The sequence below is a fragment of the Collinsella sp. OM08-14AT genome (assembly GCF_003438115.1).
Lineage (GTDB): Bacteria > Actinomycetota > Coriobacteriia > Coriobacteriales > Coriobacteriaceae > Collinsella.
Genome location: NZ_QSTE01000008.1, coordinates 49,767 through 73,397, shown reverse-complemented (window position 1 = coordinate 73,397; position 23,631 = coordinate 49,767). Strand labels below are relative to the sequence as shown.

Genomic DNA, 23,631 nt, shown 5'->3' with positions numbered 1-23,631 from the left:
ACCGGCTTCGCCCGCCTGCCGGCGTGCTCGCCCGCGGGCTAAAAACGCTCCGCGTTTTCTTTACGCCCGCGCCTCGACCGAGGTTCGAATCAATGCGGTGTTTACGTAAAAGAAAAGCCCCCGTTGCCGGGAGCTTTAATCTCAAATGGTGCGGCGTATAGGATTCGAACCTATGACGTTCTGATTCGTAGTCAGACCCTCTATCCAGCTGAGGTAACGCCGCGACTTGTTGATTATTATGCACAGAGACTGAATAATGGTCAAGCATTTTTTCAAAAAAAGTTATCGAATTTGATTTTTAATCATTTGGAGGGCTTGGCGCGATCTTCGACGCATCGCGATATAAGAAAAGCCCCCGTCGCCGGGAGCTTTAAAGTTCAGTTGGTGCGGCGTATAGGATTCGAACCTATGACGTTCTGATTCGTAGTCAGACCCTCTATCCAGCTGAGGTAACGCCGCAACGCACGGATTATTATGCACGTGACCCCTCGATGGGTCAAGCGACAATTTGGAAAAATTTTACGAAGTGATGATTAAGACGCTCGCGCCTCGACCGAGGTTCGAATCCATGCGGTGTTGCCATAAAAGAAAAGCCCCCGTTGCCGGAGGCTTTGAATTTCAATTGGTGCGGCGTATAGGATTCCGCGCATCCGTTCCGCGGATCCGCGCCGGCTTCGCCCGCCTGCCGGCGTGCTCGCCCGCTCGCTACGGACGCTCCGCGTCCGCTTCACGCTCGCGCCTCGACCGAGGTTCGAATCCCTGTCTGGTCTCCAAAAAAGAAAAGCCCCCGTTGCCGGAGGCTTCAAGTTCAATTGGTGCGGCGTATAGGATTCGAACCTATGACGTTCTGATTCGTAGTCAGACCCTCTATCCAGCTGAGGTAACGCCGCAGCGCAAGATATATAAAACCACTTTAGCTTATTGGAGTCAAGCACAATCTCAAACTTTTTTGTGAAACGCAGTTTTGTCATGCTGCTCCGCATATACCGTCGTTCCCCGTACGATCGATTGGCTTTTCGATCACGTCAAACTTAGCATCAAGTTCCCTCAGGAGCGATCTCACCCGCTGGGCACAATCATAATCGGCAAACGAGATACTCAACATGCGAGCAACCTGGTTAGATGTCCGGACCCCATAGAAATGCTCCAGGGCCACAAGCCCCTCGTGCGCCACAAACGTCTCAACCACATGCGGCGACTCCTCGTAGCACCATTGGGTCAACGGACCCTCGCTCGTCTGTCGAACCACCAGGCCACCCATGCCAGACGGCTCACACGTCACAAGCAGGTACTCCCCGCCCTCGTCGCTCTCAAACAAAACCACCCGATCATCAAACAGCTCCATCGCGTCCCCTTTCTCTCGCTCTTATTTAGCAAAAGCATAGCAGGTAGATGGCTGTATACAGAACAGTTGTTCGTGTGTTTTCTATTGAGCTGTCCGCACAGCATGGTATGGCCGCACACAAAAAGGGCACCCCAAAAAGGAGTGCCCTAGCAAATCGCTTATGCAGCCAATCTACGCGACCGGCTCGATCTTCTCGAGGCCGCCCATGTAGGGACGCAGAACCTCGGGGATCGTGATGGTGCCGTCAGCGTTCTGGTAGTTCTCCAGAATGGCTGCCATGGTACGGCCAGCCGGCAGACCGGAACCGTTGAGGGTGTGCAGATAGCGCGAACCCTTGAAGTTCTCGGGGTCGCGATACTTGATGTTGGCGCGACGGGCCTGGAAGTCACCGCAGTTGGAGCAGGAGCTGATCTCCTTGTAGGCGTTGTAGCTCGGCAGCCAGACCTCGACGTCGTAGGTCTGACGGGCAGAGAAGCCCAGGTCGCCGGTGCACAGGCTAATCACGCGATACGGAAGACCCAGCTGCTGCAGCAGGAACTCGGCCTCGGCGGTCATGCTCTCGAGCTCTTCGTCGGACTCCTCCGGCTTGGCAAACTTTACCATCTCGACCTTGTCGAACTCGTGCTGGCGAATGATGCCGCGGGTATCGCGACCAGCGGAGCCGGCCTCCTCGCGGAAGCAGGGGGTGAAGGCGGTGTAGCGGCGCGGCAGGGTATCGGCGTCGAGGACCTCACCGGCGTGCAGGTTGGTGAGCACGACCTCGGCGGTGGGGATCAGGAAGTTGTCGCCCGAGACGTGATAGGCGTCGTCCTCGAACTTGGGCAGCTGGCCCGTGCCGAACATGGTCTGACGCTTGACGACGATGGGCGGCCACCACTCCTTAAAACCACGGCTGGTGTGCGTATCGAGGAAGAAGTTGATGAGGGCGCGCTCAAGACGGGCGCCGGCGCCACCGAGAACGGTGAAGCGGCTGCCGGAGAGCTTGTTGCCGCGCTCGAAGTCAAGGATGTCGAGGTCGGTGCCCAGATCCCAGTGCGGCTTAAAGTCGAAGTCGAACTCGCGCGGGGTGCCCCAACGACGGCGCTCGATGTTCTCGTCCTCGTCCTTGCCGTACGGCGTGGCCTCGCAAGGAATGTTGGGCAGGTGAGCCATGAAGTCGTACTGCTCCTGCTCGAGGGCGGTGCGGCGCTCGGCCAGACCGTCAATCTTCTCGTTGACGGCGCGCACGGCCTCCTTGGCGGCCTCGGCCTCGTCCTTCTTGCCCTCCTTCATCAGGGCGCCGATCTTCTTGGACTCGGCATTGCGCGTGGCTTGAAGTTCCTCAACCTCGGTGATGACGGCACGACGCTCGTCGTCGAGCTCAAAGAACTTCTCGCGATCCCAAGACGTCTGGCGGTTAGCCATGGCGACATCGATGGCATCAGGGTTCTCGCGAACAAACTTGATATCAAGCATTAGATCCTCCGGCGATATACATTCCATTTAGGTTGCAACCTTGTACATGTATGGGCAAGTATATACTTATGAACGTTTACGACCCAACTCAACTACGCAAGAAGGCACCCAATGGACGCAGTTTTTTCCTTTTTGTTTGGCACCCGCACCGGTTTTGCCATCCTTTTCGCCGGCGGCATCCTGCTGTTTGCGATTCTTGCCTTTGTAATGGAGAAGCGCACCCATAAGATGTATGTCGACCGCGGCCCCAAATCCGAGGACGAAGAAGACAGCTTCTGGGACTAACCCGCCAAAAAGGGACAGGTTTATTTTGGTCGGTTTTATCCGGGCGAACGCAAGCGCCCCGCAACTGGAATTGAGCCAGTTGCGGGGCGCTTTTCGCTAAAAGGACAAAACCGCAGGAAAAACCTGCCAAAATAAACTGTCCCTTTTTTGGTCGGTTTTACTGGAGGGTTGCGTCGATTGCCTTGACCAGGGCGCTGCGCATGCCGGCGTCCTCGAGCGCAACGACGCCCTTGATGGTGGCACCACCGGGCGAGCATACGGCATCCTTCATCGCCGCAGGATGCTGGCCAGTTGCAAGCTGCAGCTTTGCCGTACCCAGCACCATCTGGCTCACAATGCGATAAGCATCCGCACGCGGGATACCGTGCTTGACCGCCGCATCGCCCAGGGCCTCGATTGCCATAGCGACAAATGCCGGAGCGCAACCACCCACCGTGCCGCCCACGAACAGCAGGCTCGTGTCGAGCTCAACCACCGTGCCAAGCTTGCCAAGTAGATCGAGCACCACAGCGCGCCGCTCGTCATTGAGCGTCGAAGCCTTCTCGCAGGCGATGACGCCCTCACCCACTGAAACCGGCGTGTTGGGCACCGTCGAGATATGCGCGACGTCCGGCAGGACCTGCTCCCACTTGGCACTGTCCCAGGTCCAGGCAACCGACAGAACGACCTTTTTGGCAAGAGCATCCTTGAGCGGGGCGAATACCTTCTCGATCATGTACGGCTTGACCGCAGCGACCACGATATCGGATGCGGCGACAACCTCGGCGGCATCGTGGCAAGCGGCCATCCCGCGCGCCTCACAGCGCTCAACCAGTGCGTCGTAGCGACCCGCGCAGGCGCACATGTCGCTCGCAGCTACACCGGCAGCGATCCAGCCATCGGCCATAGCGCTCGCCATATTGCCAAAACCGACAAATCCAATCTTCATATCGCATAGTCCTTTCAGACACATTCCTCAAAACGAAAGGTATTGTCCCACGCCATTGTTTCGTATTGCCGACCTATTTGTGATACGGCTCGCCACGACTGATCTTGCAGGCACGGTAAATCTGCTCCAGCAGCACCACACGCGCCAGGTTATGCGGCAAGGTAATGCGTCCAAAGCTGAGCATCTCGTCGGCTCGTGCGCGCACGTCATCGCTCACGCCGTCCGAACCGCCGATTACAAAGGCAATGTCGCTGCTGCCTCGCAGCATAAGATCGTCGAGCCTCGCCGAAAACTCCTCGCTCGAGCGCTCCTTGCCCTCGATAGCCAGCAGGATCACATGCGCTCGAGATGGCAAGGCGGCAAGAATCGCCGCCCCCTCCTTGTCGCGCGCGGCATCCACGCCGCCCGCCTTAGCCGGGTCGATATCGGCCACCTCGCGGATATCCACCTTGGCATAGGCACCTAGGCGCTTGGTGTACTCAGCGCACGCGTCCTTCCAAAAGCGCTCCTTGAGCTTACCGACGCAAACGACGGTGTATTTCACGCGCGTCTACTCCTTCGAATCGTTTTGAACTTTGCCGGCGGCCAGCATCTGCTCGAACATCGAAGCCGACTGCGAAAAGTCGCTCGGCAGCACGACCGTCGAGGTTTTACCCGTGCGAGCGAACTCCGTCATCATCTCGGACCACTGCGTAAACATGAACAGTTGGTTGGCCTCGTCATTGCCGACACCCGTCTCCTGGATGATCTCGAGCGAATCTTTGATACCCAGCGCGATGGCCTTGCGCTGGTTGGCGATGCCCTCGCCCGCCTTTTCCATAGCCTCGGCCTCGGCGGTCGCCTCGGTGACGCGCTTGATGCGGTCGGCCTCGGCGAGCTCCTGCGCGGCAGCGCGCTTGCGCTGGGCAGCGTTGATGTCGTTCATGGAGTTCTCAACCTCGGTCGGCAGTGCGATTTTGGTGATGAGCGTCGACACGAGGGTGAAGCCGTAGGCGGCCATCTGCTCGGAAACGGTAGCGTTGACATCCTTGGCGATGTCATCCTTCTTGGCAAAGACCTCATCGAGTGTGTAGACGGGGATGGAGGAGCGCAGGGCGTCGGTGATGAAGTCGCGCATCTGGTCGACGGGCTCCTGCAGCATATAGTAGCTCTTGTAGATGCCCGAATCTGCCGGGCCGGCGCCCATGTCATAGCTCACGTGGTACTGAGCGGAGACCTCAAGGCCAATGGTCACGTTGTCCTGGGTCTTAACGTCGATGCCAAAACCATTTTTCATGGTGCGCAGACTCACCGTGGCGGCCTTGCGGTCAATCACGGGCACCTTCACGTGGAAGCCCGCGTTGACGATACGATTGAACTTACCCAAGCGCTCGATGATCACAGCGTGCTGCTGCTCAACGACGTAGCAGGCGTTGGGGAGCAGCAACAACAGGATGATGATGGGAATCAAAAGGCTGGTAAGGGCGGCGATGATACCGGAAAATAGCATGGTCTCTCCTCTGATAGGCACACGTTGGTACTAGGATACCCGTCCAAGGAGATCGTGCATAACAAAAAAGCTCCCATTGCTGGGAGCTCTTTCAATCAATGGTGCGGGCGAAAGGACGTCCGCGTATCCGCTTCGCGGATCCGCACCGGCTTCGCCCGCCTGCCGGCGGACTCGCCAGCTCGCTAAAAACGCTCCGCGTTTTCTTGACGCTCGCTCCTTCACAGGTTCAAGTCCCTGCGATGGGCACATAACAAAAAAGCCCCCATTGCTGGGAGCTCTTTCAATCAATGGTGCGGGCGAAAGGACTTGAACCTTCATGGGGTTGCCCCCATACGGACCTGAACCGTACGCGTCTGCCAATTCCGCCACGCCCGCGTGCAGGAATTAGAATAACGGAGCGCCACCGCGAACGCAAGAACTATTTTTGAAAAAGTTTGCAGGCATTTTCCCAAGCGGCATGCGCGATTGTTTCGGCGTCCTCACCAGTGCGATCGACACGGTCGTTAACCAGCGCGTTTGCCGTAATGGAGATCATTGCTGGCTCGCATTCAAGACCGCGAATGGGCTCCGGCGCCATATACGGGCAATCCGTCTCGAACAAAATGCGGTCGAGCGGGGTCGCCGCAAATGCCTCGCGCACGTCATCGTTGCGCTTAAAGGTGGCCGCACCACCATAGTCGATATAGCAGCCCAGCTCCACAAAGCGCTCCATCGTGGCGCGGTCCTCGCCAAAGCAGTGCAGCACGCAACCGGCCTGAGGCACACCCACCTCGCGCAGCACGTTGTACGCATCCATATGCGAGGTGCGCTCCCCATCCGAGTCCTCGTGCCGCAGGTGCAGCTCCACCGGCACATTGCGGCGCACGGCAACTTCGAGCTGACGCGCCATGCAATCAATCTGCACACTGTGGGGCGCCGGCGCGATGTCGTCGTCGTAATCCGTGTGGTAGTCCAGACCGATCTCGCCGATACCGGCGCACAAAGGGTCATCGAGCGCAGCAACAACCTGCGCGTGAATGTCATCGGTATAATCCGGCGCGCCATAGGGGTGAACGCCAGCGAGATACTTGATCTGCGGAATATCCCGCATCGGCAGAATTTCGCGCACGAGCCAGTCGCTATAGTCCGTCACGCTGCGCTTGTCGGCGATGGGGTCGAGCATCGTCACCAACAGGTCGACGCCCGCGGCTTTGGCGCGCACGAGCGTCTCGGGCACTTCTTTCCCCCAAAACGAAAGCAGATGCGCATGCGTGTCAGCAAGCGGTGCCAAGGGCACGGGACAAGCAACCGTCTTCTTTTTCTTGGTAAACGTCACGCGTTCGGCATTAGGCATCATGGATGAGCTCCTGAGCCAGGCGGATAAAGTCGGCAACATCAAGCGTTTCTGCGCGCGTGGTGGGTGCGATACCGCAAGCCTCAAAGGCGGCGTCGAGCACGTCCTTGGCAAAGCCGTTGGCGCTCATGGAATTGCGGATGGTCTTGCGGCGCTGAGCAAATGCAGCATCAATCACGCGGGCCACAAACTCGCGATCGAGTCCTTCGGGCGCCACGCCGTCAACACGGTCGATACGCACGACGGCCGAGTCCACGTGCGGTGCCGGCATAAAGCAACGTGGCGGCACCTCAAAGCGACCCGTAACCTGCGCATACAGGCCGAGCTTTGCCGTGTAGCCGCCACAGGTCTTGTTACCCGGCACCGCGGCAATGCGATCGGCAACCTCCTTTTGAACCATGACCACGGCACGCTTGAGCGCGGGCATCGTCTGGAAGAACTGCAGGATGATCGTCGCCGCCACGTTATAGGGCAGGTTCGCGACAAATACCGTCGGCTCACCGCCTGCAGCCTGCTCAATCTGCCCCGTCGTCACCTTGAGCGCGTCGCCCATGATAAAGCGGAAGTTGGCATAGTCGGCGGCATGGGCATCGAGCACCGGTTCGAGTTCGGGATCGGCCTCGATCGACGTGACGCACGCCGCCTCCTGCAGCAGCGCGAGCGTGAGCGTACCAACGCCCGGGCCAACCTCGAGCACGCGCTCATCGCCCGTGAGCTCGGAAAGCTCGCAAATGCGCTCAATTACATGGTTGTCGATCAGGAAGTTCTGGCCCAGGCGATGCTTGGTCGCAAGGCCAAACTCCTCCAGCAGCTCCCTTGTTGCCGTGGGGTTTGCCAAAGGCGAAGTTGTCATAGTTGCCTCCTTAGCATGATGGCGGCGTCTTGAAACAAAAGGGCATGGACCGTTGCGGCCATGCCCTTACATCTAAACAGCAAATTGCCGATATGGCGCGCGGCGTCTTAGCCCAGACGCGGGAACAGCGGCTCACCCTTCTCGACGGGCTGACCACCGGCAAGCAGGCCCCAAGCGCAAATGCCCTTGAGGTCGTCGCTCGCGGCCTCGTCCTCGCAGGACAGGCGGCGCAGGGCTTCGGCAGAGGTCTGAGGCATGAGCGGCATCAGCAGGTGAGCGGCAATGCGGATGGCCTCGAGCAGGTTGTAGATCACAAATGCCAGCTCGTCAGCCTTAGCCTCATCCTTGGCAAGCGCCCAAGGCTCGGAGTCCTCGATGTAGTGGTTGGCGGCGTGGATGAGCTCCATAACCTCGTCCTTGGCTCCGCCGTAATCGAGCACGTCCATCTTGGCCATGTAGCGGTCGACCAGGCCATCGGCGATCTTTGCCAGCGGGTTGTCGAACGCATCGAACGATGCGGGCTTGGCGGGCGCGCAACCGTCAAAGTACTTGCCGCTCATGTTGAGCGAACGCGAGATAAGGTTGCCCCAGCTGTTGGCCAGGTCGGCGTTGTAGACCTGCTCCATGCGATCGAAGCTGATAGCGCCGTCGGTACCGGGAACGACGTCGGTCATAAAGTAGTAGCGATAGCCCTCGACGCCCAGCATGTCGATAACGTCCTGCGGAGCGATGGCGTTACCGCGGCTCTTGGACATCTTCTCGGCCTTGCCGGTCTCGGCATTGCGCACGGTCAGGAAGCCGTGGGCAAAGACGTGCTCGGGCAGGGCCTCGCCGATGGCCATGAGCATGGCGGGCCAAATGACGCAGTGGAAGCGGATGATGTCCTTACCCACGATGTGGAACTGCGCGGGCCAGCGATAGGCCAGCTCGGCACGCGCCTCGTCGGTGTCGACACCGTAGCCGACGGCCGTCATATAGTTGAGCAGCGCGTCAAACCATACATAGGTCACATGGCCCTCGTCAAACGGAACCTGGATGCCCCAGTCAAAGCTCGTGCGACTCACGGAAAGGTCGTTGAGGCCGCCCTCGACAAAGCTGCGAACCTCGTTCATGCGGAACGCAGGCTCGACAAAGTCGGGGTGCTCGTCATAGAGCTTGAGAAGCTTGTCCTGGAAGGCGGAAAGCTTAAAGAAGTAGGACTCCTCCTGGACGCGCTCAAGCGGACGGTGGCAGTCGGGGCATAGATGCTGGCCGACGCTGCCGTACTCCTCGTCGCCCTTCTGGACCTGCGTATCAGTGAAGTAGGTCTCGTCAGGCACGCAATACCAACCGTCGTAGCTGCCCTTATACAGGTAACCGGACTCCTTCATGCGCTCCCACAGGTACTGCACGGCATGATGCTGGCGCGGCTCGGTGGTGCGGATGAAGTCGTCGTTGGAAATCTCGAGCTTGCTCCAAAGCTCCTTGAAGTGCGGGGCCTGGCTATCGGTCCACTCCTGCGGCGTCATGCCATGCTTGGCTGCGGCCTCGGCGACCTTCTCGCCGTGCTCGTCCATGCCGGTCAGGAACTTGACGTTATAGCCGGCGGAACGGCGATAGCGAGCCTGAACGTCGGCGATGATGGTGGAATAAGCCGTGCCCAGGTGCGGATCGGCGTTGACGTAGTAGATGGGCGTCGTGATAAAGAACGAAGGCTTGCTTTGATCCATGGGGTTTGTCCTCCAGAAAAACGTTGCATACAGAGGATGATTCTAGCGCAAGGGCTGGATATCCTCCATCTATTGCATATCGAGCACCATGGCATAGACATCGCGCTTGCGGCGCGAATACTTCTGAGACAGGCGCTTGGCCACCGCAGACGCGGGCTCCCCCTCCTCGAGCGCGGCGCGGATATCCTCGCGCAGGGCCTCGTCGGGATCCGCTGCCGTGGCGCCGACCGGCACGATACCGGCCTCCTCATCCTCGCTCGGTGGCGCGATGACCAGCGCAATCTCGCCCTTTACCTCGCCGCGAGCACGCAGCTCCTCGGCAAGCTGGTCAGCGGGCCCGCGCAAGACCTCCTCGTGCAGCTTGGTGAGTTCGCGGCAGACGGCAACCTCACGCTGGGGAAAGACCTCCGCCACGGCCTCGAGCGTCGCCACGATGCGATGTGGAGACTCGTAGAAGACGAGCGCACCGGGCACCACGGCAAGGCGTTGCAACCGACGCACACGGTCACCATGTTTACGACCCAAAAAGCCCTCGAAGAAGAAGTGCTCGCAGGGAATGCCGGACGACACGAGCGCCGTAACGCACGCAGAGGGACCGGGGATGACCTCAACGGGCACATCGGCCTCGCGCGCCGCCTCGACCAGCGCCTGACCGGGGTCTGACACGCTCGGCATACCGGCATCCGAGGCAAAGGCAAGGGTCTCCCCCGCCAGCAGACGGTCGACCAGGCCGGCGGCACGGCTTGCAATGACATTTTCGTCGCAGCGGACAAGCGGTTTGGAAATACCCAGATGCATCAGCAGCTTTGAGGTCACGCGCGTGTCCTCGCAGCAGATCGCATCGGCGGCGGCAAATGCCTCGCCGACGCGCGGGGACAGGTCGCCCAGGTTACCAATGGGCGTCCCGACCATATAAAGTTTGCCCGTACGGGCGCTGTTTTGCGTCATATCAACCTATTCAATCATGCCGCGCTCGAGCGTGCCGAGCGCCGCGCGGGCATCCCATGCCGCAATGCGCTTCTCGGTCTTCCACGTTTGGAAGAACCAACCGGCAGCCGGTGCAAACGAAGCCAGCTGGTTGGCGATAAACACGCGCTCGTAGGCATTGCGCCCCTCGGGCGTAACCGACGAGTTGGCAAAAATCGCCGCACCCGACCATTCGCCCACCAGCACGGGGAACCCAGTCGAGATCGCTTCTTTAAGCTCGCGCTTGTTACGCGAAATCGCCGTCGTCAGCCCGCGGGGGCTCGTGATGTCGAGCGCATACTCGTCGCGGTAATGGTACAGGTGAAGGTCCATGTAGACGTTCTTATACTTGGCGCCGCGCATAAAATGCTTCCATTCGTTGGGATGCCCCGACGACGAGAAGACGACGATCTTATCCTCGGGCATATACGAACGGACGAGCTCGTAGGCATCGCGATAGAAATTGCGCAGGTAGTGGGCCGGAATGCCATCCGTCATGGTAAAGAGACTCTTGCGGACGCTCATCTGCGGCGTGTCCAGCAGCTCAATGCCCAGCAGGCTCTCGGCCTCGCCGTAGCGATCGGCCAAGCGCTCGAGCACGTCGAGTGCGACATGACGGCCGTTGGTGGACGAATGCCATTCGGCAACAGCCTCCGGCGTGGTGGGCGAATCGTTGGAATCGCCCTGGCCACCGGGCACAGTTGCCAAATCGAGCAGCACGCGGATGTCGTACTTGGCGGCCCACTCAATTGCACGGTCGATGTAGTCGACAACCGAGATGTAGGACGCATCGGACTCCTGCGAGCCAAAGGCATACCAGGGCACCGGCAGACGCACGGCATTGAGACCGATCTGCGCCATGCGGCAAAAATCGTCCTCACTCACAAACGTCTCGTAATGACGGCGCATGCGCTCGTTATAGGCGGCGGTGCCCATGGCCTCCTGCAGCTCGGCCGCATTGGATGCACCGGTCGCCGCGTATAGCGACGGGGTCACCCAAGGCTCGGGAATAAACCAGCCAGAGAGATTAACGCCGAGTATCCTCTCCATCACTGCCCCCTTCGGATCGTGCAGGCTGAGCCTGCATCGTATTGCATAGGAAAAGTATCGTTTTGAGTATACCCGCGCGTGCGGACAGACGACCGAACGGTCTATAAAGTGGCGCAAAAGCTGGAGGAATGTCTGGGGCGAGCGGGCACGAGCTGGTGCGCCGAGATGTGCACGCACGTCGGAAGTAAGCGCCGGAAAGCGCATCCCATTCTTTCGCTCAATAATGGGATGCGCTTTCCGCGGGTCCGCATAAAAGAAAAGGACCCCTTTGCAGAGGTCCTAGTCAATTCAAGGTGGCGGGGAAGGGAATCGAACCCCTGACACGAGGATTTTCAGTCCTCTGCTCTACCAACTGAGCTACCCAGCCATTTGAGGTGTGCCTTGTTTCAAGGCTTGATTAGTATAACCAAGGACGCGTTCCGGTCAACCGAGAATTTCAAAAAAGTTTTTGAGCACAGCCTCGGTTCTTTAAATCGGCACGTCAGAGGCATCAGCCGGCAGCAAGAAGTTTTTCGCTCAGAGCCGCACGGGCAAACTCACTTGGCGTCATCCCCTCGGCAGCCGCCCGTCGACGAATGGCCTCCTTCATTCCCAGAGGAATCTTGACCGACAGCGTTGCCGTCCCCTCACCTGAGAGTGGGGGCCGTCCATGCACGATCCCACCAACGGTGTGTTCGCCATCCGGAAACTCTCCGCGCTCGTACGACTCGCACCACGCGTCAATCATTTCATCCGTTACAACCTGACCATTAGCGGCCGTATACGTCTTGCCCATCATCGACCCCTTTGCCGAGCCCGTTCAATCTCCTGCCAAAATTTCTTCTGGACTGGAGACAAGGCATGAATGATAAGCCCCCACGGACAAGCTCGACCGCGACAAGCTCCACGCTTCGTCCGTCTGGGAGTCATCCAATCGCAAGCCATCTCGGCGGCTCGTCCTTCGGCTCGCGACGAATGCACTCAGTAACCGCAAGCCAAGCGCTAAGCACCTGCTTTTCCGTCAGGTGCTTTTTAGCGTTGGGATGGATCTCAACATCCATGCATCTTCTCCTCCATCTTACCCAATTTCGTATGACGAAAGTCCGCTGTCGCCAATTCTTAAGCCGGCACGCGTTGGAGAGCAGGGGTCGAAACAATGATTGAAGGACGCTCTAGTACGGCCCAGGCGCCGGGGCAGGAGCACATACGCCAGGGACGTACGTTTTCGTAGCATACGAGGACATAGCCACGTGCATCGATAAAGGCGATATCGATGGGATAGGCCATAAAACACGTATGGACCGAAGAGCAGCGTGGAAATGCCATGACGAGCGGCAGACCGTTGGCGGCAACCGGACACCGTCCCAGCATGCCGCGCAGGCGCACGGCAAACGACTCCGCCACCGCAAACTCGGCCGGCGTCCAGCCCAGCCTATTGAGTGCCCGCGCGTAGGCGATGTAGGACGAGACCGCGGTCACATGACCACCCCCGGACGCCATGGATCGACCGTCACCGCGCGCTCGTGCGACAACGTTGTCGGCGCCCCCAGCGGAACGCCAGCGATGCTGAGAGAAGTCGGCCACGGCTCATAGTGCATGGTGCAGGTGTAGGTCCTAAACGTACCGGATAGGGAGAGCAGGCCACCATCCGATGCCTCCGCGCCTTGCTCGCTCGACACTTCGATCTGCAAGTCATAGCCTTCCATGGCATTCAGAATTTGAGTCCGGACCGTCGCCGAGGCATCGACAGAGCTTTCGTCGCCCTCCCCGCTCGGCGCCACGGCGTGCGCCAACACGATGTCGGGCACCACGCGGTCGAAGCGCGCGACAGCGCTGGCATAGATCATGACGTTGTATACGATGAGTGCCAGCACCAGCAAAACGGGCGTAACCACTGCTATCTCCACCGTCGCTTGGGCGCGCTCCTCGCGCAGACGCATGCGGATACTCATTACGACCCACCGCCCAGAGCGCCAACCAGCGTGGCGACATCGACGGTGAGCGGGATGGAGCCGCCGCCGGGCAGAGGAATCTCCGCAAGCGTGAACACCGTACCGCTGATGGTGCGTTCGACTTGATATTCCAACGCCTCGCAAAGCGCCTTGGGATCGGTCACGCCCAACGGAATACTTCGCAGTTTGTCTTGCGCTTGAGAGAGACCAGCAATGTCAGACCCCGGGCTCTTAATGACGTTGGCGGAATCAGTCAGCACCGGCTTTCGCAGGCGCAAGTCGCACGGTTCCAAACCCAGCGCCGCCACGGACGCCGAAACGGTATCGCCGAGCCACGATGCGATGGAGCCCAACGCGCCGCTGCCCCCTCCTAGGCCTTTAATCATCTCGTCCATAAGTTCGTCGGCCGAACCTTGGATGTCTCCGTATCCCACAAGCAGCCGTCCCCAGACATCCATGACGCCATCGAGTACGCCGGCAACGCCACCCGAGCGTTCCTTCAATGTCGAGAAAAATCGCGAAAGCACGTTGTTTTGCGCCGTCGCCTCATCGGGCGCCAGCACCGCGGCAGAGATGGCACCGCGATCGCCAAGCCTGACTGCCGTGTTAAACGAAGAGTTGAGCTCATCGGGGCTCGAGATGGCACCCGAAACCGCAAAGGCAACCACGCCGTTGCGACCGGGCGGAGCGATACGCGGACGCTCGCCCGAAAGCGCTTTAATGGCCTGGTCAAACGCATTGCTCGCACGGTCGGCCTCATCCTCGGTCTGACGCATGAGCTCAAGCTCTTTGTTCCGACATTTGACGTATTCCTCCAAGGCCTTTTTGAACTCGTCGAAGTGATATTCGAAGCCGTTTTCGATAGAGGTTGAAGGCGCCGCAACAGCACCAAGCGACAAAACGCCAAAATGGCATTTGCTGCATTTATCCTGTCCATCGTAATCGGCAACCGAAGCAAATCCGCTCGGCGTCCCTTTCTTATAGTTAGGGCAGGTCGTCCCGTAATGCAGATACGCCTTGTCATCGTTCACGCTAGTCGGCCACACCGCATCGGTATAGAGTTCCGTCGCCCGAACCTCATCAGAGTTGCGCGGCAGCAGCGGAATATAGGAGGAAACCCTGTCTCCGTTCTCGGTTATATGCGCCCGATCGACCTCCGCGCTCGCATAGGTATAAAACGCCTTACGCGCCGCAGACTCTGCCTTCATCTCGACACTCGAGCCGTGGGGCTTCTCATTTGTCAGACGCCAATGGTAGTAGTCCTTCGCGCGATCAAGGGCAACTTGGGACTCCCACGTAACGCTCGATGAGTAATGCGGATTTTGAACACCGGAGAGATCCGTTAGGCTTTTCGCACGCTCCCACATGCAAGAACAGCTGCCGACCGAGCCCTTGTCAGACCCACCACAATCCGCCAGCCAAGCACGCTCTTTAGCCTTCGCCGTGTCCTCAGAAGCCTTCCGCAGCTCCTCGGCCGCACACTCTAAATCATCTGATGTGTCTTTAATGGCATCGGTCGAGATCTCGGACCCCTCGAGCGCAGCGAAGTCAGACTCGGATGTCCTGGGCACGGCAAGCGCCGTACCGGTATAGGTCACACTATCGGTATCCTGCGCCGACACCGCCTGCGTGGCACGCGCGGCGATCAGATACGGCAGAGCCGTCTCGATTTTCTGTAAGCCTTCCGATGCGCTTTTGGCAAACTTGTTGCGCGTTTTAATGATCTCAATCCCGGTGTCGACCATATTGCCGGCAACCGGCTCGGCACCCGGGATGAGGATGGCGACCAGGCCCGTCCCGATCGTGGCAAACCCCGCCAGCCCCAGACTCAAGATGCTCGCATCAACCACCGTGGCAGCCGTGTGATAGGACGACACTACGTTGGCACCCGCCAGCGCGCCACTATCAGCCGCCACCTGAGTATCCCCGGCACGCGACATGCTCCATATCGCCGCGGTCGACGAAAACAACAATGTGAGCACCACTAGGATGACCACGGCAGAAGAAAGCGTGGTATAGGCGCCGTCTTCGATAAACAGATCGACACCGGCTCGACCCATAAAGCCGCCTCGTTTGCGGAGAGCGCCTGGTCGACGGCGGGCCGCAAACCCTTGCGTCACCCGCAACAGGCAGCGCCTAATCCCATGCAGCAATCCACGAATCATAATCTCCCTCCAGCCATTCGGGACGCGATTGATACGAGACATCGACCTTGAGCTCAACGTAGCCGCCCTCGGCGGTACCACCCATAGCCTGCGCAAACGCACCGATCACAGGCAACGGCTTGACCTCGCCGGAAACGGACACGGACGAGACGCCACCCGCACCGGCCCGACCAAGCTCGATATCCCACGACAACGGCCCGCCGGCATGAAAGATCGAAACGTTGGGCACTGCGGCAAGTCGGCGGCGGGTGAACTCCTTAAGATCGTCGTCCTCCGCCGTCGTCGTGGTCATGAGCCGCGCGGTCTCGGCGGCGGCAGACTCCATGACCGCGCGCGTATAGAGCAGGCACACCGGTTGCAGCGCGAGAAGGATGAGTGTCAGAAACGTCGGCAGCAAAAAAGCGGCCTCGACCGTAGACTGCGCCCGGTCCTCGCGCGCGGCATCAATACAACGCGATGTCCTTAGCGGCCGCAGCGGCGTCGATAACCGACGTCGAGGCAACGCCATGGGATGCCGCCCGCTCAACCAGCGCCGCCAAGCGCCCATCGGTGCCGGCAGGCCAAAGTCCCGCGATCGCCAGCACGATCGATAACAGCGCCACCGTGACGATGGCGTATTCGACCGTCGCCTGGGCAGATTCCTCACGCAGGACATCATGCATTTCACGATCCCTCCTTTGAGTCCGTTGCCTGCGGGCTCAGGCGCACGGCGCGCAGACGACACGAAGCATCGCCAGCATCCGCGGCAATTGTCACCATATCGACCCAGCCGCGTTCGTCGCGCACGATGGCGCCCCACACGTTTCCCTTGATGTCGAGATAGCCGCTCAGAGCAAGTTGCGCCGTGGGTACCTCGCGATAGGCACGCAGCATATCCGCCGCCGCTTCGGTCATCGGTCGGTCCTCGGACCATGCAAGCCGGACCGCAATCGCGTTGCCCTCAGGCGAATCCGTCGCAGTGCCAGACCGCTTGTCGAGCGTCCGCAGAAAGGTTTGCGCCGTGACAGCGACATCCGAATCGTCCGCATCTCGCATCTCATCTTTTTGAGACGCCACCGCCGAATCTGAGCCCAAATCGGAGGCGGTCCCAGGACGCTGCTGCCGCGCGGCGTTAAGCCCCCAAAGCACCGCCGCTATCGCCACGGTCAGGCAAGCAAACACCAGCAGCACCCCGATGGGACGCTCGCCCTCTACAGGCTGTTGATGCCCTCGCTGATAGCGTTCCATAGATCTTGGACCTTGCCCTTAAATGCGACGATGGCGATAATCGCGATCACCACGAGCACGCCGACCAAGATGGCATACTCGGTGGTACCCTGTGCACTCTCCTCCTGCAATAGTTCCTTGGCGCGCTGACGAACATGTGCCGCCCGGCAAAACGCCCAGCCCTGGACATTGCCAGCAGCGTCAGTCATCGTGTTCATGTATTCCTCCCTACATCATCCCGCCTGCTCCGAGCAGCGGGCCCAATATGGACAGAAGCAACGCCGGCAAGATGAGCGTGCCGGTGGGAATCAGCAGCTTGACGGGCGCACGCTCGATCTCGCGCTCGACCGCGGCGCGATGAGCCGCACGGATCTCGCGACTTTGAGCGGCCAGCGTCTCGGCAAGTGGGGCACCCAGGGCGAGCGCCTGCCCCACCGTGATGGCAAAGGTCTCGAGCGCTCGCACGTCCAGGTCGCGCGCGGCGGCCAACAACTCGTCCTCACGCGTGCCCACGCCCACCTGCCACGCCATGCAGGCGCGCTCAAGGCGAAGAGCCAGCACTGACCGGCGGTTGGCGCAGAAAATCTCAAGCGCCGCATCAAACGAAAGACCGGCCGAAAGACCCAAGCGCACAACATCGATCATCTCGGACACTTCGCCGAGCGACACTCGCGCCGGGCCGCCCGCTCCAACCGCGCCCTTCACTCGCGCGGTCAGAGCATCGACCACCGAGCGACCCGCGGCAGCGACCAGCACCGCCTCGCGCTTGCAGGCCCCTGCGACCTTGCGTGCATCCGCCCGATCCAACCCCGTCGCGACAAATACGCTCAGGGCGCACAGGCAAGCCGCAACTGCAACCGGGGCGCTCATAGCTCCACCCGCATAATGCGCCGGATAACCACCAGGGCAACGGCGTTGAGGGCAAGACCCAGCACCACAGCGCCCGCGCCGGCAGGCGTCGCAAGACCGCGACGAAAATCTGCCGAAAGCAGCGCCAACACCGCGCACATGCCCGCCGGCATCGCCGCGACCATATGCGCAGACATGCGAGCCTGCGACGTCTTAACATCCAGGCGGCGCTTGAGCTCAATGCGCTCCCCCACCATGCTCGACGCCTCGGACAGTAAGTCGGCAAGCGGAGCGCCGGTGCGCTGAGACACCTTAAGCGCCAAGGTCACAAGCGAAAGACCGGGGGCGTCGATACGCACGAGCAAGTCATCGAGCGCGTCGGTCGCCGAGATGCCGCAATCGATCGCCGCCGCCACCCGCAAAAACTCGTTATGCACTGGCTCTTGCGCATGAGCGCCCACAAAGCGCATGCCCTGGGCCAGCGAATGTCCCGAGGCAAGCGACATGGAAAGTGCGGTAAACGCCTCGGGCATTGCCTCTTCTGCATCGTGTTGCTCGCGCCGGCTCTCAAAGCCATCCCGAGCGGCACCAACGGCAAACGGAGCAACAAGTCCCAAGGCAAATCCGAGGGGCGATAACGACACCATCGTTAGTAAAACGCAGCAGACACCGCTCGATAGCAGCAGAAACGCCAAACATCCCGAAGCATCTTCGATCACGAGGCCAAGGCGATGCGCCGGAGCCAGCGATGCCCACGAACGGGCGATCTTTTTCAGCAGATCGTTTTCCACCAGCTCACGCGGCAGCTTCTCTGCCACCGTCTCGAGCGCCTGACGTGCCAGCTCCGCCGGCGGTACCTGCGGCACACGAGGTTCCGCCCCGCACGCCGTCGCGACAGAAAGCCCTGCCAAGCCCCCTACGACGAGGGGCACAGCGATCTCCATTCGTCCACCTCCTCTTGTGTGAGCGTCCCCGACCGCAGGCCTTCTGCGATAAACGGCGGCTCGCGGTCAAGCGTCCAGGTGCGCTCGGCGGCATCGAACGTCACATAGCGCTCGAGCTCTACGCCGCCCGATGCGGCGCGTCGCACCCCCGAATACGAGGAGACGAAGCGCCTGCCATCGGCGTGGCGCTCGGACATCACGATACCGTCGAGCGCCATGGCAATCTGCTCCTCGATGAGCTCACTCGGCAGGTCGATGCCATAACGTGCAAGCAACGTCAGACGCACCACGGTCTCCTGTTCTGAACCCGCATGAAGTGTGGTGAGCGACCCGTCGTGGCCCGTGTTCATGGCCTGCAACATGTCGCAGCACTCGGCACCGCGCACCTCGCCCACCACGATGCGGTCGGGGCGCATGCGCAGGGCATTAGTTACCAGGTCGCGGATCGTCACCGCGCCTTCACCCTCAATTGAAGCCTCGCGCGCCTCTAGGCGCACCACGTGCGGATGATGCGCAAACTTGAGCTCGGCAGAGTCCTCGATCGTCACGATGCGCTCGCCGGTGGAAATCTCACATGACAACGCGTTGAGCAGGGTGGTCTTACCAGATCCCGTGCCTCCCGCAACCGCCAGGTCCTGTCGCAGCGACACCGCGCACGACAGCAGCTGCGCATACCAAAGCGGCAGCGACCCCAGCCCCACAAGCTCGTCCAGCGAGCAGATACGGTCCGAGAACTTTCGGATGGTGAGAATCGGTCCGTCAATCGCCACAGGCGGAATCACCGCGTTGACGCGATAGCCCGTTTTGAGGCGGGCGTTGACGATGGGGCTGCGCTCGTCGATACGGCGGCCAAGTGGCGAGATGATGCGGTCGATAAGCACACGGATCTGTTCATCATCCTCAAACGCATGCTCGATGGGGTACAAAACGCCGCCGCGTTCAAAGAAAGCCGAGCGGCAGCCGTTGATCATGATCTCGGTAACGGTGTCGTCCTCGATGAGCGGCTGCAACGGCCCCAAGCCCACCACGTCATCCAAAATCTCGTCGATGATGGTTTCGCGCTCGGGCGTCGCGAGATCGGTCGGCTCCTCAACATTGAGCGCCGCCTCCACCGCAGGACGCAATTCCGAGCGGGCAAGTGCCGGGTCGATATAGGCGCTGATACGCGCCACTTCGTCGTAACCCATGCGGTCCATCACGGCGCGCTTGGTGCGTCGTTTCACCGCGCGGCGACGCCCCGCATCTACAGGCGCTGCCGCCGCTGCAGCGCCGGCAGCCTTAATCCTCGTTTGCAGGCTCATCGCTGATCACCCTCGCGCGACCAGGGAAGGCGGATACGCGGGCGTTCGGTACGCGTTGCACGGTCGGCGACCATATCGCTCCAAGGGCCGACGGCGCACCCCAGTTCCACGAGCATCTCGCGCGTGGCCTCGCGCATGCTAGTCGCAAAAGCGCTGGTCTGCCCCACCGCCTCGTCAGCGCGCCCAAACGCCATGAGCGCGGCGAGATCCTGCCCGCCATCGGCGATACGAATCTTGGAGCTCAACGCACAGGCAATCTCAAAGCGCATGGCGACGTCCTCGTCTGCCCCGCGCGCACCGAACCGGTTGAACACGGCGCTCATGCGCGTGCGCGGCACACCTACTCGACTTGCCAGTTCGATGACGCGCGACGCCGATGTCGCGGACGACACCGCCGCATCGCCAACGACCAGGCAACGGTCGCTCGCCGCCACCGCAGCCGCCACGGCGTCGCCCCAAAAGACCGAGGTATCGATAAAGACCACGTCGGATTCGCGACGCAGAACATCAAGCAGTAGCTCCACCGGACGCGCCATGAGCTCGGCTTGCTCGGGCGCCGCGACGGGACCCCAGAGCGTAACGCCCGGCGCCACGCGCATCGATGTGGCTACGATATCCGGCTCGGTGAGCGTGCCCGCCGCCGACGGCTCGATAAGTGCCGCCATATCGCGCGGAGCATCGACGCCTAACAAGTCGTAAAGGTTTCCAAACATCAGGTCCAGGTCGAGCACGGCGGCACGCAAGCCCAACAGCGACGATGTGTGTGCCATGGCGGCAACGATCGTCGACTTGCCGCAACCGCCCGAACCCGAAATAGCGCAGATGACCGGAGCTCGATGCGGCGGAGCGGCAGCGTCTGCCGGCGGCATCGGAGGCGGCGGGGCGGGCGTCGGTGGCAGCGCCCCCGTCCCCCCCGCCGCAACCACACGCTGCGTCCAAGCCGGCATGGCAGCTTGTTCGGTCTGCGAGGCAGGCTCGTTCTGTACAATCTGCTCATGCTGCATCAGCGACAACTCGCCGCACCCGGCAAAGCCCTCAACTTCATCGAGTTCATCCGCCAGATTCACGCCGTGCACGTATCCCATATCTACAGCCGGGGAATCGCCAGCATGCTGCGCCGGCCCTCCAGCGTCATCGTATACAAGGGGGTTCCGGGGGCGCCGACCATGCTCGGCTTCCGCTTTTCCATAATCATCAACACGCGGGCCTCTTGTAGCGCGAGGCGCCCCGGGTTCCCTATCAACAAAAGCATCGGGCTCAATCGTCATGCTCCGATCGGAATCAACCGCTCCCTCGCCCGCGCGCCCGTTGCCGCATATACTGTGTGCAGCGATGACCTCGGTCGCCCCCGCGCGAAACAGCCCCTCGATATCCGACGGATCGAGCGCTTCTATCAACACGACCACGCGACTCACGCGGCCTTCGGCCGTCAGGCGCGCAACAGTCTTGCGTACATCTTCGGTATCAAACAGAGACGCCGCGATGATGGCAGCCCCGCGGCGCGACGGAAACGCCCGCGCCATGGAAACCAGCCCGTCCAGGTCACCCACGCGAAGCACCTGTGCACCCACATCACGGCCCTCGACTTCCCGCTGCAACAGCCCGTAATCGCCGCACGCGCAGCACGCAAGCCAGATCGCCTTCATCACTCGTCGCCTCCGCTCTTTTTGCCGCGCGCCGTGGCGGGAATCGTCAAGCTGACCGTTCCCTTGCCCGAGGCTCCCAGCAGTTCCTTGACGTCTTCGGGGTCAGCCGCCAGCGTCACCCATTCGATCTTGCCCTCGCGCGTGGCACCGGAATCCTCACTGGTATCGATCACGTGCGCGCCGCACAGCCGATCGGTCACGCCGTCCTTTTGCACGTACACGTCCACGTAGCTGCCCACGCCCGTGGCGCCTCCAACCGAATGCTCGGCATCGACCGCCACCGAAACGGCAACCTTGCCCTTAGGCACCTCGAGCTTGCGGCTCTCGGCCTTGGTGTAGACATTGCAGATCACGGCGTTTTTGGGAATACGCGAAGTCGTCACGTCGCCGCGCACCTGGCGCAGCTCGGTCGCTGCGTCACGCGGCAGCAGGCTCGTCAGCCATTCCTGGGTTATGACATTGGTCTCATCGAGGGTCTCGCCCACATCGATATCGCGCGCCGCGACGCATACCTCGACGCGATCGCCACCGTACTTGGCCAAGGTCTCAGCCTGGACCTGTTCGGCTTGCGAGCGGATCGACGAGCCGTAAACCATACAGAGCAGAGCAGCGAGCACGCCCGCGACCAGACTGATGGCGATGCGCTTGCTCTTGTTCACGGCCGCTCCTCTCATGGCAGTGCCGGGCGAATGCCCGTACCACCATTGTCTGGGCGGCCAGAGTGCAAAGCGGCGCAATCGCAATCTTGGTTTTCGATGTCAAACCAATCGCTGACCAAAAGCTGAACAGCCCGTCAAGCTCGTGACAAGGTTTTGGTCAGCACGTCAGCAAACTGCATGTTTCGAGGCTTTTCCGCAGCAAAAAAGCCGTCTCCCGAACAGTTGGGAGACGGCTGTCATAGATAAATTCAATTACAGATGGACATCGGGATCGAGCATTTGAGCGCTCACGCGCATGGATGACGCCAGATTTTGGAACGTTTCCAGACGCAGGCCGTCGATCTGCCCGGCGTCCTCGGCCTCGCGAACGGCGCAACCCGGTTCGTGGGTATGCGTGCAGTCGCCAAACCGGCACGCACGCGATGCCTCGACAATCTCGGGGAAGGCGCGTGCCAGACCCCGCTCGTGACCCACGAGCGGCAAACTGCGCAGACCCGGGGCATCGGCGATCACGCCGGCGTCGCCCGGCAGCGCCACCATCACGCGCGCGACCGTGGTGTGGCGACCCTGGTCATCGCGCTCACGTACGCCACCGGTCGCCAACGTATCGTGACCCAGCAGCGCGTTGAGCAGCGTCGACTTGCCAGCACCCGATTCACCCAAGATCATGGCGCAGCTCCCGGCGGGCACGCAGGCGCGCACCTCGTCCAGGCCACGACCCTCGGCAGAGGACGTCACGATCACGCGCACGTCCGGACCCACCAAGCGGTGCACACGGTCCAGATCGCGCTCGAGCTCATCGGCGTCGCAGCGGTCGGCCTTGGTGAGTACCACCACCGGCTCGGCATCGCAGTCGAGTGCCAACACCAGCGAGCGCGCCACGCGGTCGAGCAGTACCTCGCCGGCGCCGAGCGCCTGCACGATCAGCACGCTATCCACGTTGGAGCAAAGCACCTGACGCTCGCCGCGAGCGCGTCCGCGCCAGCGCTCAAAACTCGTGCGGCGTGGCAGCACGCACTCGATCACGCCCATGTCGTGCCCGGGCGCACGACGCACCGCCACGCGGTCGCCCACGGCGGGCAGCAGAACCTCGTCCTCGCCACGCGACTTGGCAAACCCCACGGCATGCTCGGCACGAAAGGTGTCATCGGCAGTCGCCACCAGCGGAAACCCACGATCCAGGCGCACCACGGCACCAAGCTGCATCTGCTCGGGCTCCTCGGCCCGAGCACAAAAATCATCGAAGGCAGCCCGCTGAGCATCATCGACCGGCAGATCGTCGAACGCCGGAACATCCTGCAGCGCATCGAGTCCCGGCACGCTTGCCAGCAGCTCCTCGGCAGACGCGGGAGCTTCGGTCGCAAGCTTCCGACGACGATCGCGCTTAGCCCGCGCCCCCGTCGTCTTTTTCTTCGCCTTAGCCTTAGCCTTGCCCACAAGCGCCTCCCAGCACCACAAATCACAACTGAGCAGGTATTTTACCCACAAAAAAGAGTCGGTCGAGCAAACGCTCGACC

Annotated in this window: 26 protein-coding genes and 5 tRNA genes; 1 reads left to right on the top strand and 30 read right to left on the bottom strand. The window is 61.0% G+C overall.

The genetic code is table 11. From position 1 onward, the window contains the following. Positions 1 to 146: 146 nt before the first annotated feature. The 5 genes from DXC18_RS05910 to serS all read right to left on the bottom strand — a co-directional run bounded on the left by DXC18_RS05910 (position 147) and on the right by serS (position 2,800). A tRNA-Arg gene (locus DXC18_RS05910) sits at positions 147 to 223 on the bottom strand. Positions 224 to 382: 159 nt separating this feature from the next. After that, a tRNA-Arg gene (locus tag DXC18_RS05905) sits at positions 383 to 459 on the bottom strand. A 354-nt stretch (positions 460 to 813) separates the two neighbouring features. After that, a tRNA-Arg gene (locus DXC18_RS05900) sits at positions 814 to 890 on the bottom strand. A gap of 77 nt (positions 891 to 967) precedes the next feature. Continuing rightward, on the bottom strand, positions 968 to 1,345 hold the full coding sequence (locus DXC18_RS05895) for a hypothetical protein (protein ID WP_117583806.1): 378 nt from the start codon (positions 1,343 to 1,345) through the stop codon (positions 968 to 970). 171 nt (positions 1,346 to 1,516) lie between these two features. Further along, positions 1,517 to 2,800, bottom strand: coding sequence for a serine--tRNA ligase (serS, locus tag DXC18_RS05890; RefSeq protein ID WP_117637377.1), 1,284 nt, complete (start codon positions 2,798 to 2,800; stop codon positions 1,517 to 1,519). A 111-nt stretch (positions 2,801 to 2,911) separates the two neighbouring features. On the opposite strand from serS, the gene DXC18_RS10585 reads away from it, so the two are divergent. Further along, a complete protein-coding gene (locus DXC18_RS10585) occupies positions 2,912 to 3,085 on the top strand; it encodes a DUF6724 family protein (protein ID WP_006235069.1) in 174 nt (57 codons plus the stop codon). A 157-nt stretch (positions 3,086 to 3,242) separates the two neighbouring features. Here DXC18_RS10585 and proC read toward each other — a convergent pair whose 3' ends face one another. The 25 genes from proC to rsgA form a co-directional block, all read right to left on the bottom strand. Then, positions 3,243 to 4,013 (bottom strand): pyrroline-5-carboxylate reductase, encoded by a 771-nt coding sequence (proC, locus tag DXC18_RS05885; protein WP_117583807.1) that lies wholly within the window; start codon positions 4,011 to 4,013, stop codon positions 3,243 to 3,245. Positions 4,014 to 4,086: 73 nt separating this feature from the next. Then, positions 4,087 to 4,557, bottom strand: coding sequence for a 23S rRNA (pseudouridine(1915)-N(3))-methyltransferase RlmH (rlmH, locus tag DXC18_RS05880; protein ID WP_117563694.1), 471 nt, complete (start codon positions 4,555 to 4,557; stop codon positions 4,087 to 4,089). Positions 4,558 to 4,563: 6 nt separating this feature from the next. Beyond that, positions 4,564 to 5,502, bottom strand: coding sequence for an SPFH domain-containing protein (locus DXC18_RS05875; protein ID WP_055250521.1), 939 nt, complete (start codon positions 5,500 to 5,502; stop codon positions 4,564 to 4,566). 288 nt (positions 5,503 to 5,790) lie between these two features. Beyond that, positions 5,791 to 5,877 (bottom strand) — tRNA-Leu (locus DXC18_RS05870). A gap of 43 nt (positions 5,878 to 5,920) precedes the next feature. Further along, positions 5,921 to 6,838, bottom strand: coding sequence for a TatD family hydrolase (locus DXC18_RS05865; RefSeq protein ID WP_117716621.1), 918 nt, complete (start codon positions 6,836 to 6,838; stop codon positions 5,921 to 5,923). Beyond that, positions 6,828 to 7,688, bottom strand: coding sequence for a 16S rRNA (adenine(1518)-N(6)/adenine(1519)-N(6))-dimethyltransferase RsmA (gene rsmA, locus DXC18_RS05860; RefSeq protein ID WP_117716620.1), 861 nt, complete (start codon positions 7,686 to 7,688; stop codon positions 6,828 to 6,830). Before rsmA ends, DXC18_RS05865 begins: the two co-directional genes overlap by 11 nt. 107 nt (positions 7,689 to 7,795) lie before the next feature. Further along, complete coding sequence (gene metG / locus DXC18_RS05855) at positions 7,796 to 9,397, bottom strand: methionine--tRNA ligase (RefSeq protein WP_117583811.1); 1,602 nt, start codon at positions 9,395 to 9,397, stop codon at positions 7,796 to 7,798. Positions 9,398 to 9,466: 69 nt separating this feature from the next. Beyond that, positions 9,467 to 10,345 carry a 16S rRNA (cytidine(1402)-2'-O)-methyltransferase gene (gene rsmI, locus DXC18_RS05850; RefSeq protein WP_117716619.1) on the bottom strand — a complete coding sequence of 293 codons (879 nt, stop codon included), beginning with the start codon at positions 10,343 to 10,345 and terminating at the stop codon, positions 9,467 to 9,469. Between the two features lie 6 nt (positions 10,346 to 10,351). Continuing rightward, positions 10,352 to 11,413 carry a glycoside hydrolase family 5 protein gene (locus DXC18_RS05845; RefSeq protein WP_117716618.1) on the bottom strand — a complete coding sequence of 354 codons (1,062 nt, stop codon included), beginning with the start codon at positions 11,411 to 11,413 and terminating at the stop codon, positions 10,352 to 10,354. Between the two features lie 294 nt (positions 11,414 to 11,707). Next, positions 11,708 to 11,780: transfer RNA gene (locus DXC18_RS05840), tRNA-Phe, on the bottom strand. A gap of 123 nt (positions 11,781 to 11,903) precedes the next feature. Continuing rightward, positions 11,904 to 12,188 (bottom strand): ribbon-helix-helix domain-containing protein, encoded by a 285-nt coding sequence (locus tag DXC18_RS05835; protein WP_035137167.1) that lies wholly within the window; start codon positions 12,186 to 12,188, stop codon positions 11,904 to 11,906. 130 nt (positions 12,189 to 12,318) lie between these two features. Next, a complete protein-coding gene (locus DXC18_RS10785) occupies positions 12,319 to 12,453 on the bottom strand; it encodes a hypothetical protein (protein WP_255413458.1) in 135 nt (44 codons plus the stop codon). Positions 12,454 to 12,511: 58 nt separating this feature from the next. Then, positions 12,512 to 12,892 (bottom strand): DUF192 domain-containing protein, encoded by a 381-nt coding sequence (locus DXC18_RS05830; RefSeq protein WP_089572686.1) that lies wholly within the window; start codon positions 12,890 to 12,892, stop codon positions 12,512 to 12,514. Next, positions 12,868 to 13,344: a TadE/TadG family type IV pilus assembly protein gene (locus tag DXC18_RS05825; protein ID WP_117563701.1), complete on the bottom strand. Its 477-nt coding sequence runs from the start codon at positions 13,342 to 13,344 to the stop codon at positions 12,868 to 12,870. Before DXC18_RS05825 ends, DXC18_RS05830 begins: the two co-directional genes overlap by 25 nt. Beyond that, positions 13,344 to 15,404, bottom strand: a complete 2,061-nt coding sequence (locus DXC18_RS05820; RefSeq protein WP_117716617.1) for a hypothetical protein — start codon at positions 15,402 to 15,404, stop codon at positions 13,344 to 13,346. Before DXC18_RS05820 ends, DXC18_RS05825 begins: the two co-directional genes overlap by 1 nt. Positions 15,405 to 15,480: 76 nt before the next feature. After that, a complete protein-coding gene (locus tag DXC18_RS05815; protein ID WP_117563703.1) occupies positions 15,481 to 16,017 on the bottom strand; it encodes a TadE/TadG family type IV pilus assembly protein in 537 nt (178 codons plus the stop codon). Continuing rightward, on the bottom strand, positions 15,953 to 16,171 hold the full coding sequence (locus tag DXC18_RS05810) for a hypothetical protein (RefSeq protein WP_117637386.1): 219 nt from the start codon (positions 16,169 to 16,171) through the stop codon (positions 15,953 to 15,955). Before DXC18_RS05810 ends, DXC18_RS05815 begins: the two co-directional genes overlap by 65 nt. A 1-nt stretch (position 16,172) precedes the next feature. After that, on the bottom strand, positions 16,173 to 16,736 hold the full coding sequence (locus DXC18_RS05805; RefSeq protein WP_128620524.1) for a hypothetical protein: 564 nt from the start codon (positions 16,734 to 16,736) through the stop codon (positions 16,173 to 16,175). Continuing rightward, positions 16,700 to 16,933 (bottom strand): hypothetical protein, encoded by a 234-nt coding sequence (locus DXC18_RS05800; protein WP_117716616.1) that lies wholly within the window; start codon positions 16,931 to 16,933, stop codon positions 16,700 to 16,702. The genes DXC18_RS05805 and DXC18_RS05800 overlap by 37 nt, the downstream gene beginning before the upstream one ends. A 10-nt stretch (positions 16,934 to 16,943) precedes the next feature. Beyond that, positions 16,944 to 17,585 carry a type II secretion system F family protein gene (locus DXC18_RS05795; protein ID WP_117637387.1) on the bottom strand — a complete coding sequence of 214 codons (642 nt, stop codon included), beginning with the start codon at positions 17,583 to 17,585 and terminating at the stop codon, positions 16,944 to 16,946. After that, positions 17,582 to 18,508, bottom strand: coding sequence for a type II secretion system F family protein (locus DXC18_RS05790; protein ID WP_117637388.1), 927 nt, complete (start codon positions 18,506 to 18,508; stop codon positions 17,582 to 17,584). The genes DXC18_RS05795 and DXC18_RS05790 overlap by 4 nt, the downstream gene beginning before the upstream one ends. Then, positions 18,481 to 19,809 (bottom strand): CpaF family protein, encoded by a 1,329-nt coding sequence (locus DXC18_RS05785; RefSeq protein WP_006235095.1) that lies wholly within the window; start codon positions 19,807 to 19,809, stop codon positions 18,481 to 18,483. Before DXC18_RS05785 ends, DXC18_RS05790 begins: the two co-directional genes overlap by 28 nt. After that, positions 19,806 to 21,455, bottom strand: a complete 1,650-nt coding sequence (locus DXC18_RS05780; protein WP_117640796.1) for a P-loop NTPase — start codon at positions 21,453 to 21,455, stop codon at positions 19,806 to 19,808. The genes DXC18_RS05785 and DXC18_RS05780 overlap by 4 nt, the downstream gene beginning before the upstream one ends. After that, the gene (cpaB, locus tag DXC18_RS05775) at positions 21,455 to 22,114 is read right to left on the bottom strand and encodes a Flp pilus assembly protein CpaB (RefSeq protein ID WP_233503148.1); all 660 of its coding nucleotides are present in this window, start codon (positions 22,112 to 22,114) and stop codon (positions 21,455 to 21,457) included. The genes DXC18_RS05780 and cpaB overlap by 1 nt, the downstream gene beginning before the upstream one ends. A 252-nt stretch (positions 22,115 to 22,366) precedes the next feature. Further along, a complete protein-coding gene (rsgA, locus tag DXC18_RS05770; RefSeq protein ID WP_199412222.1) occupies positions 22,367 to 23,320 on the bottom strand; it encodes a ribosome small subunit-dependent GTPase A in 954 nt (317 codons plus the stop codon). Positions 23,321 to 23,631 lie beyond the last annotated feature (311 nt).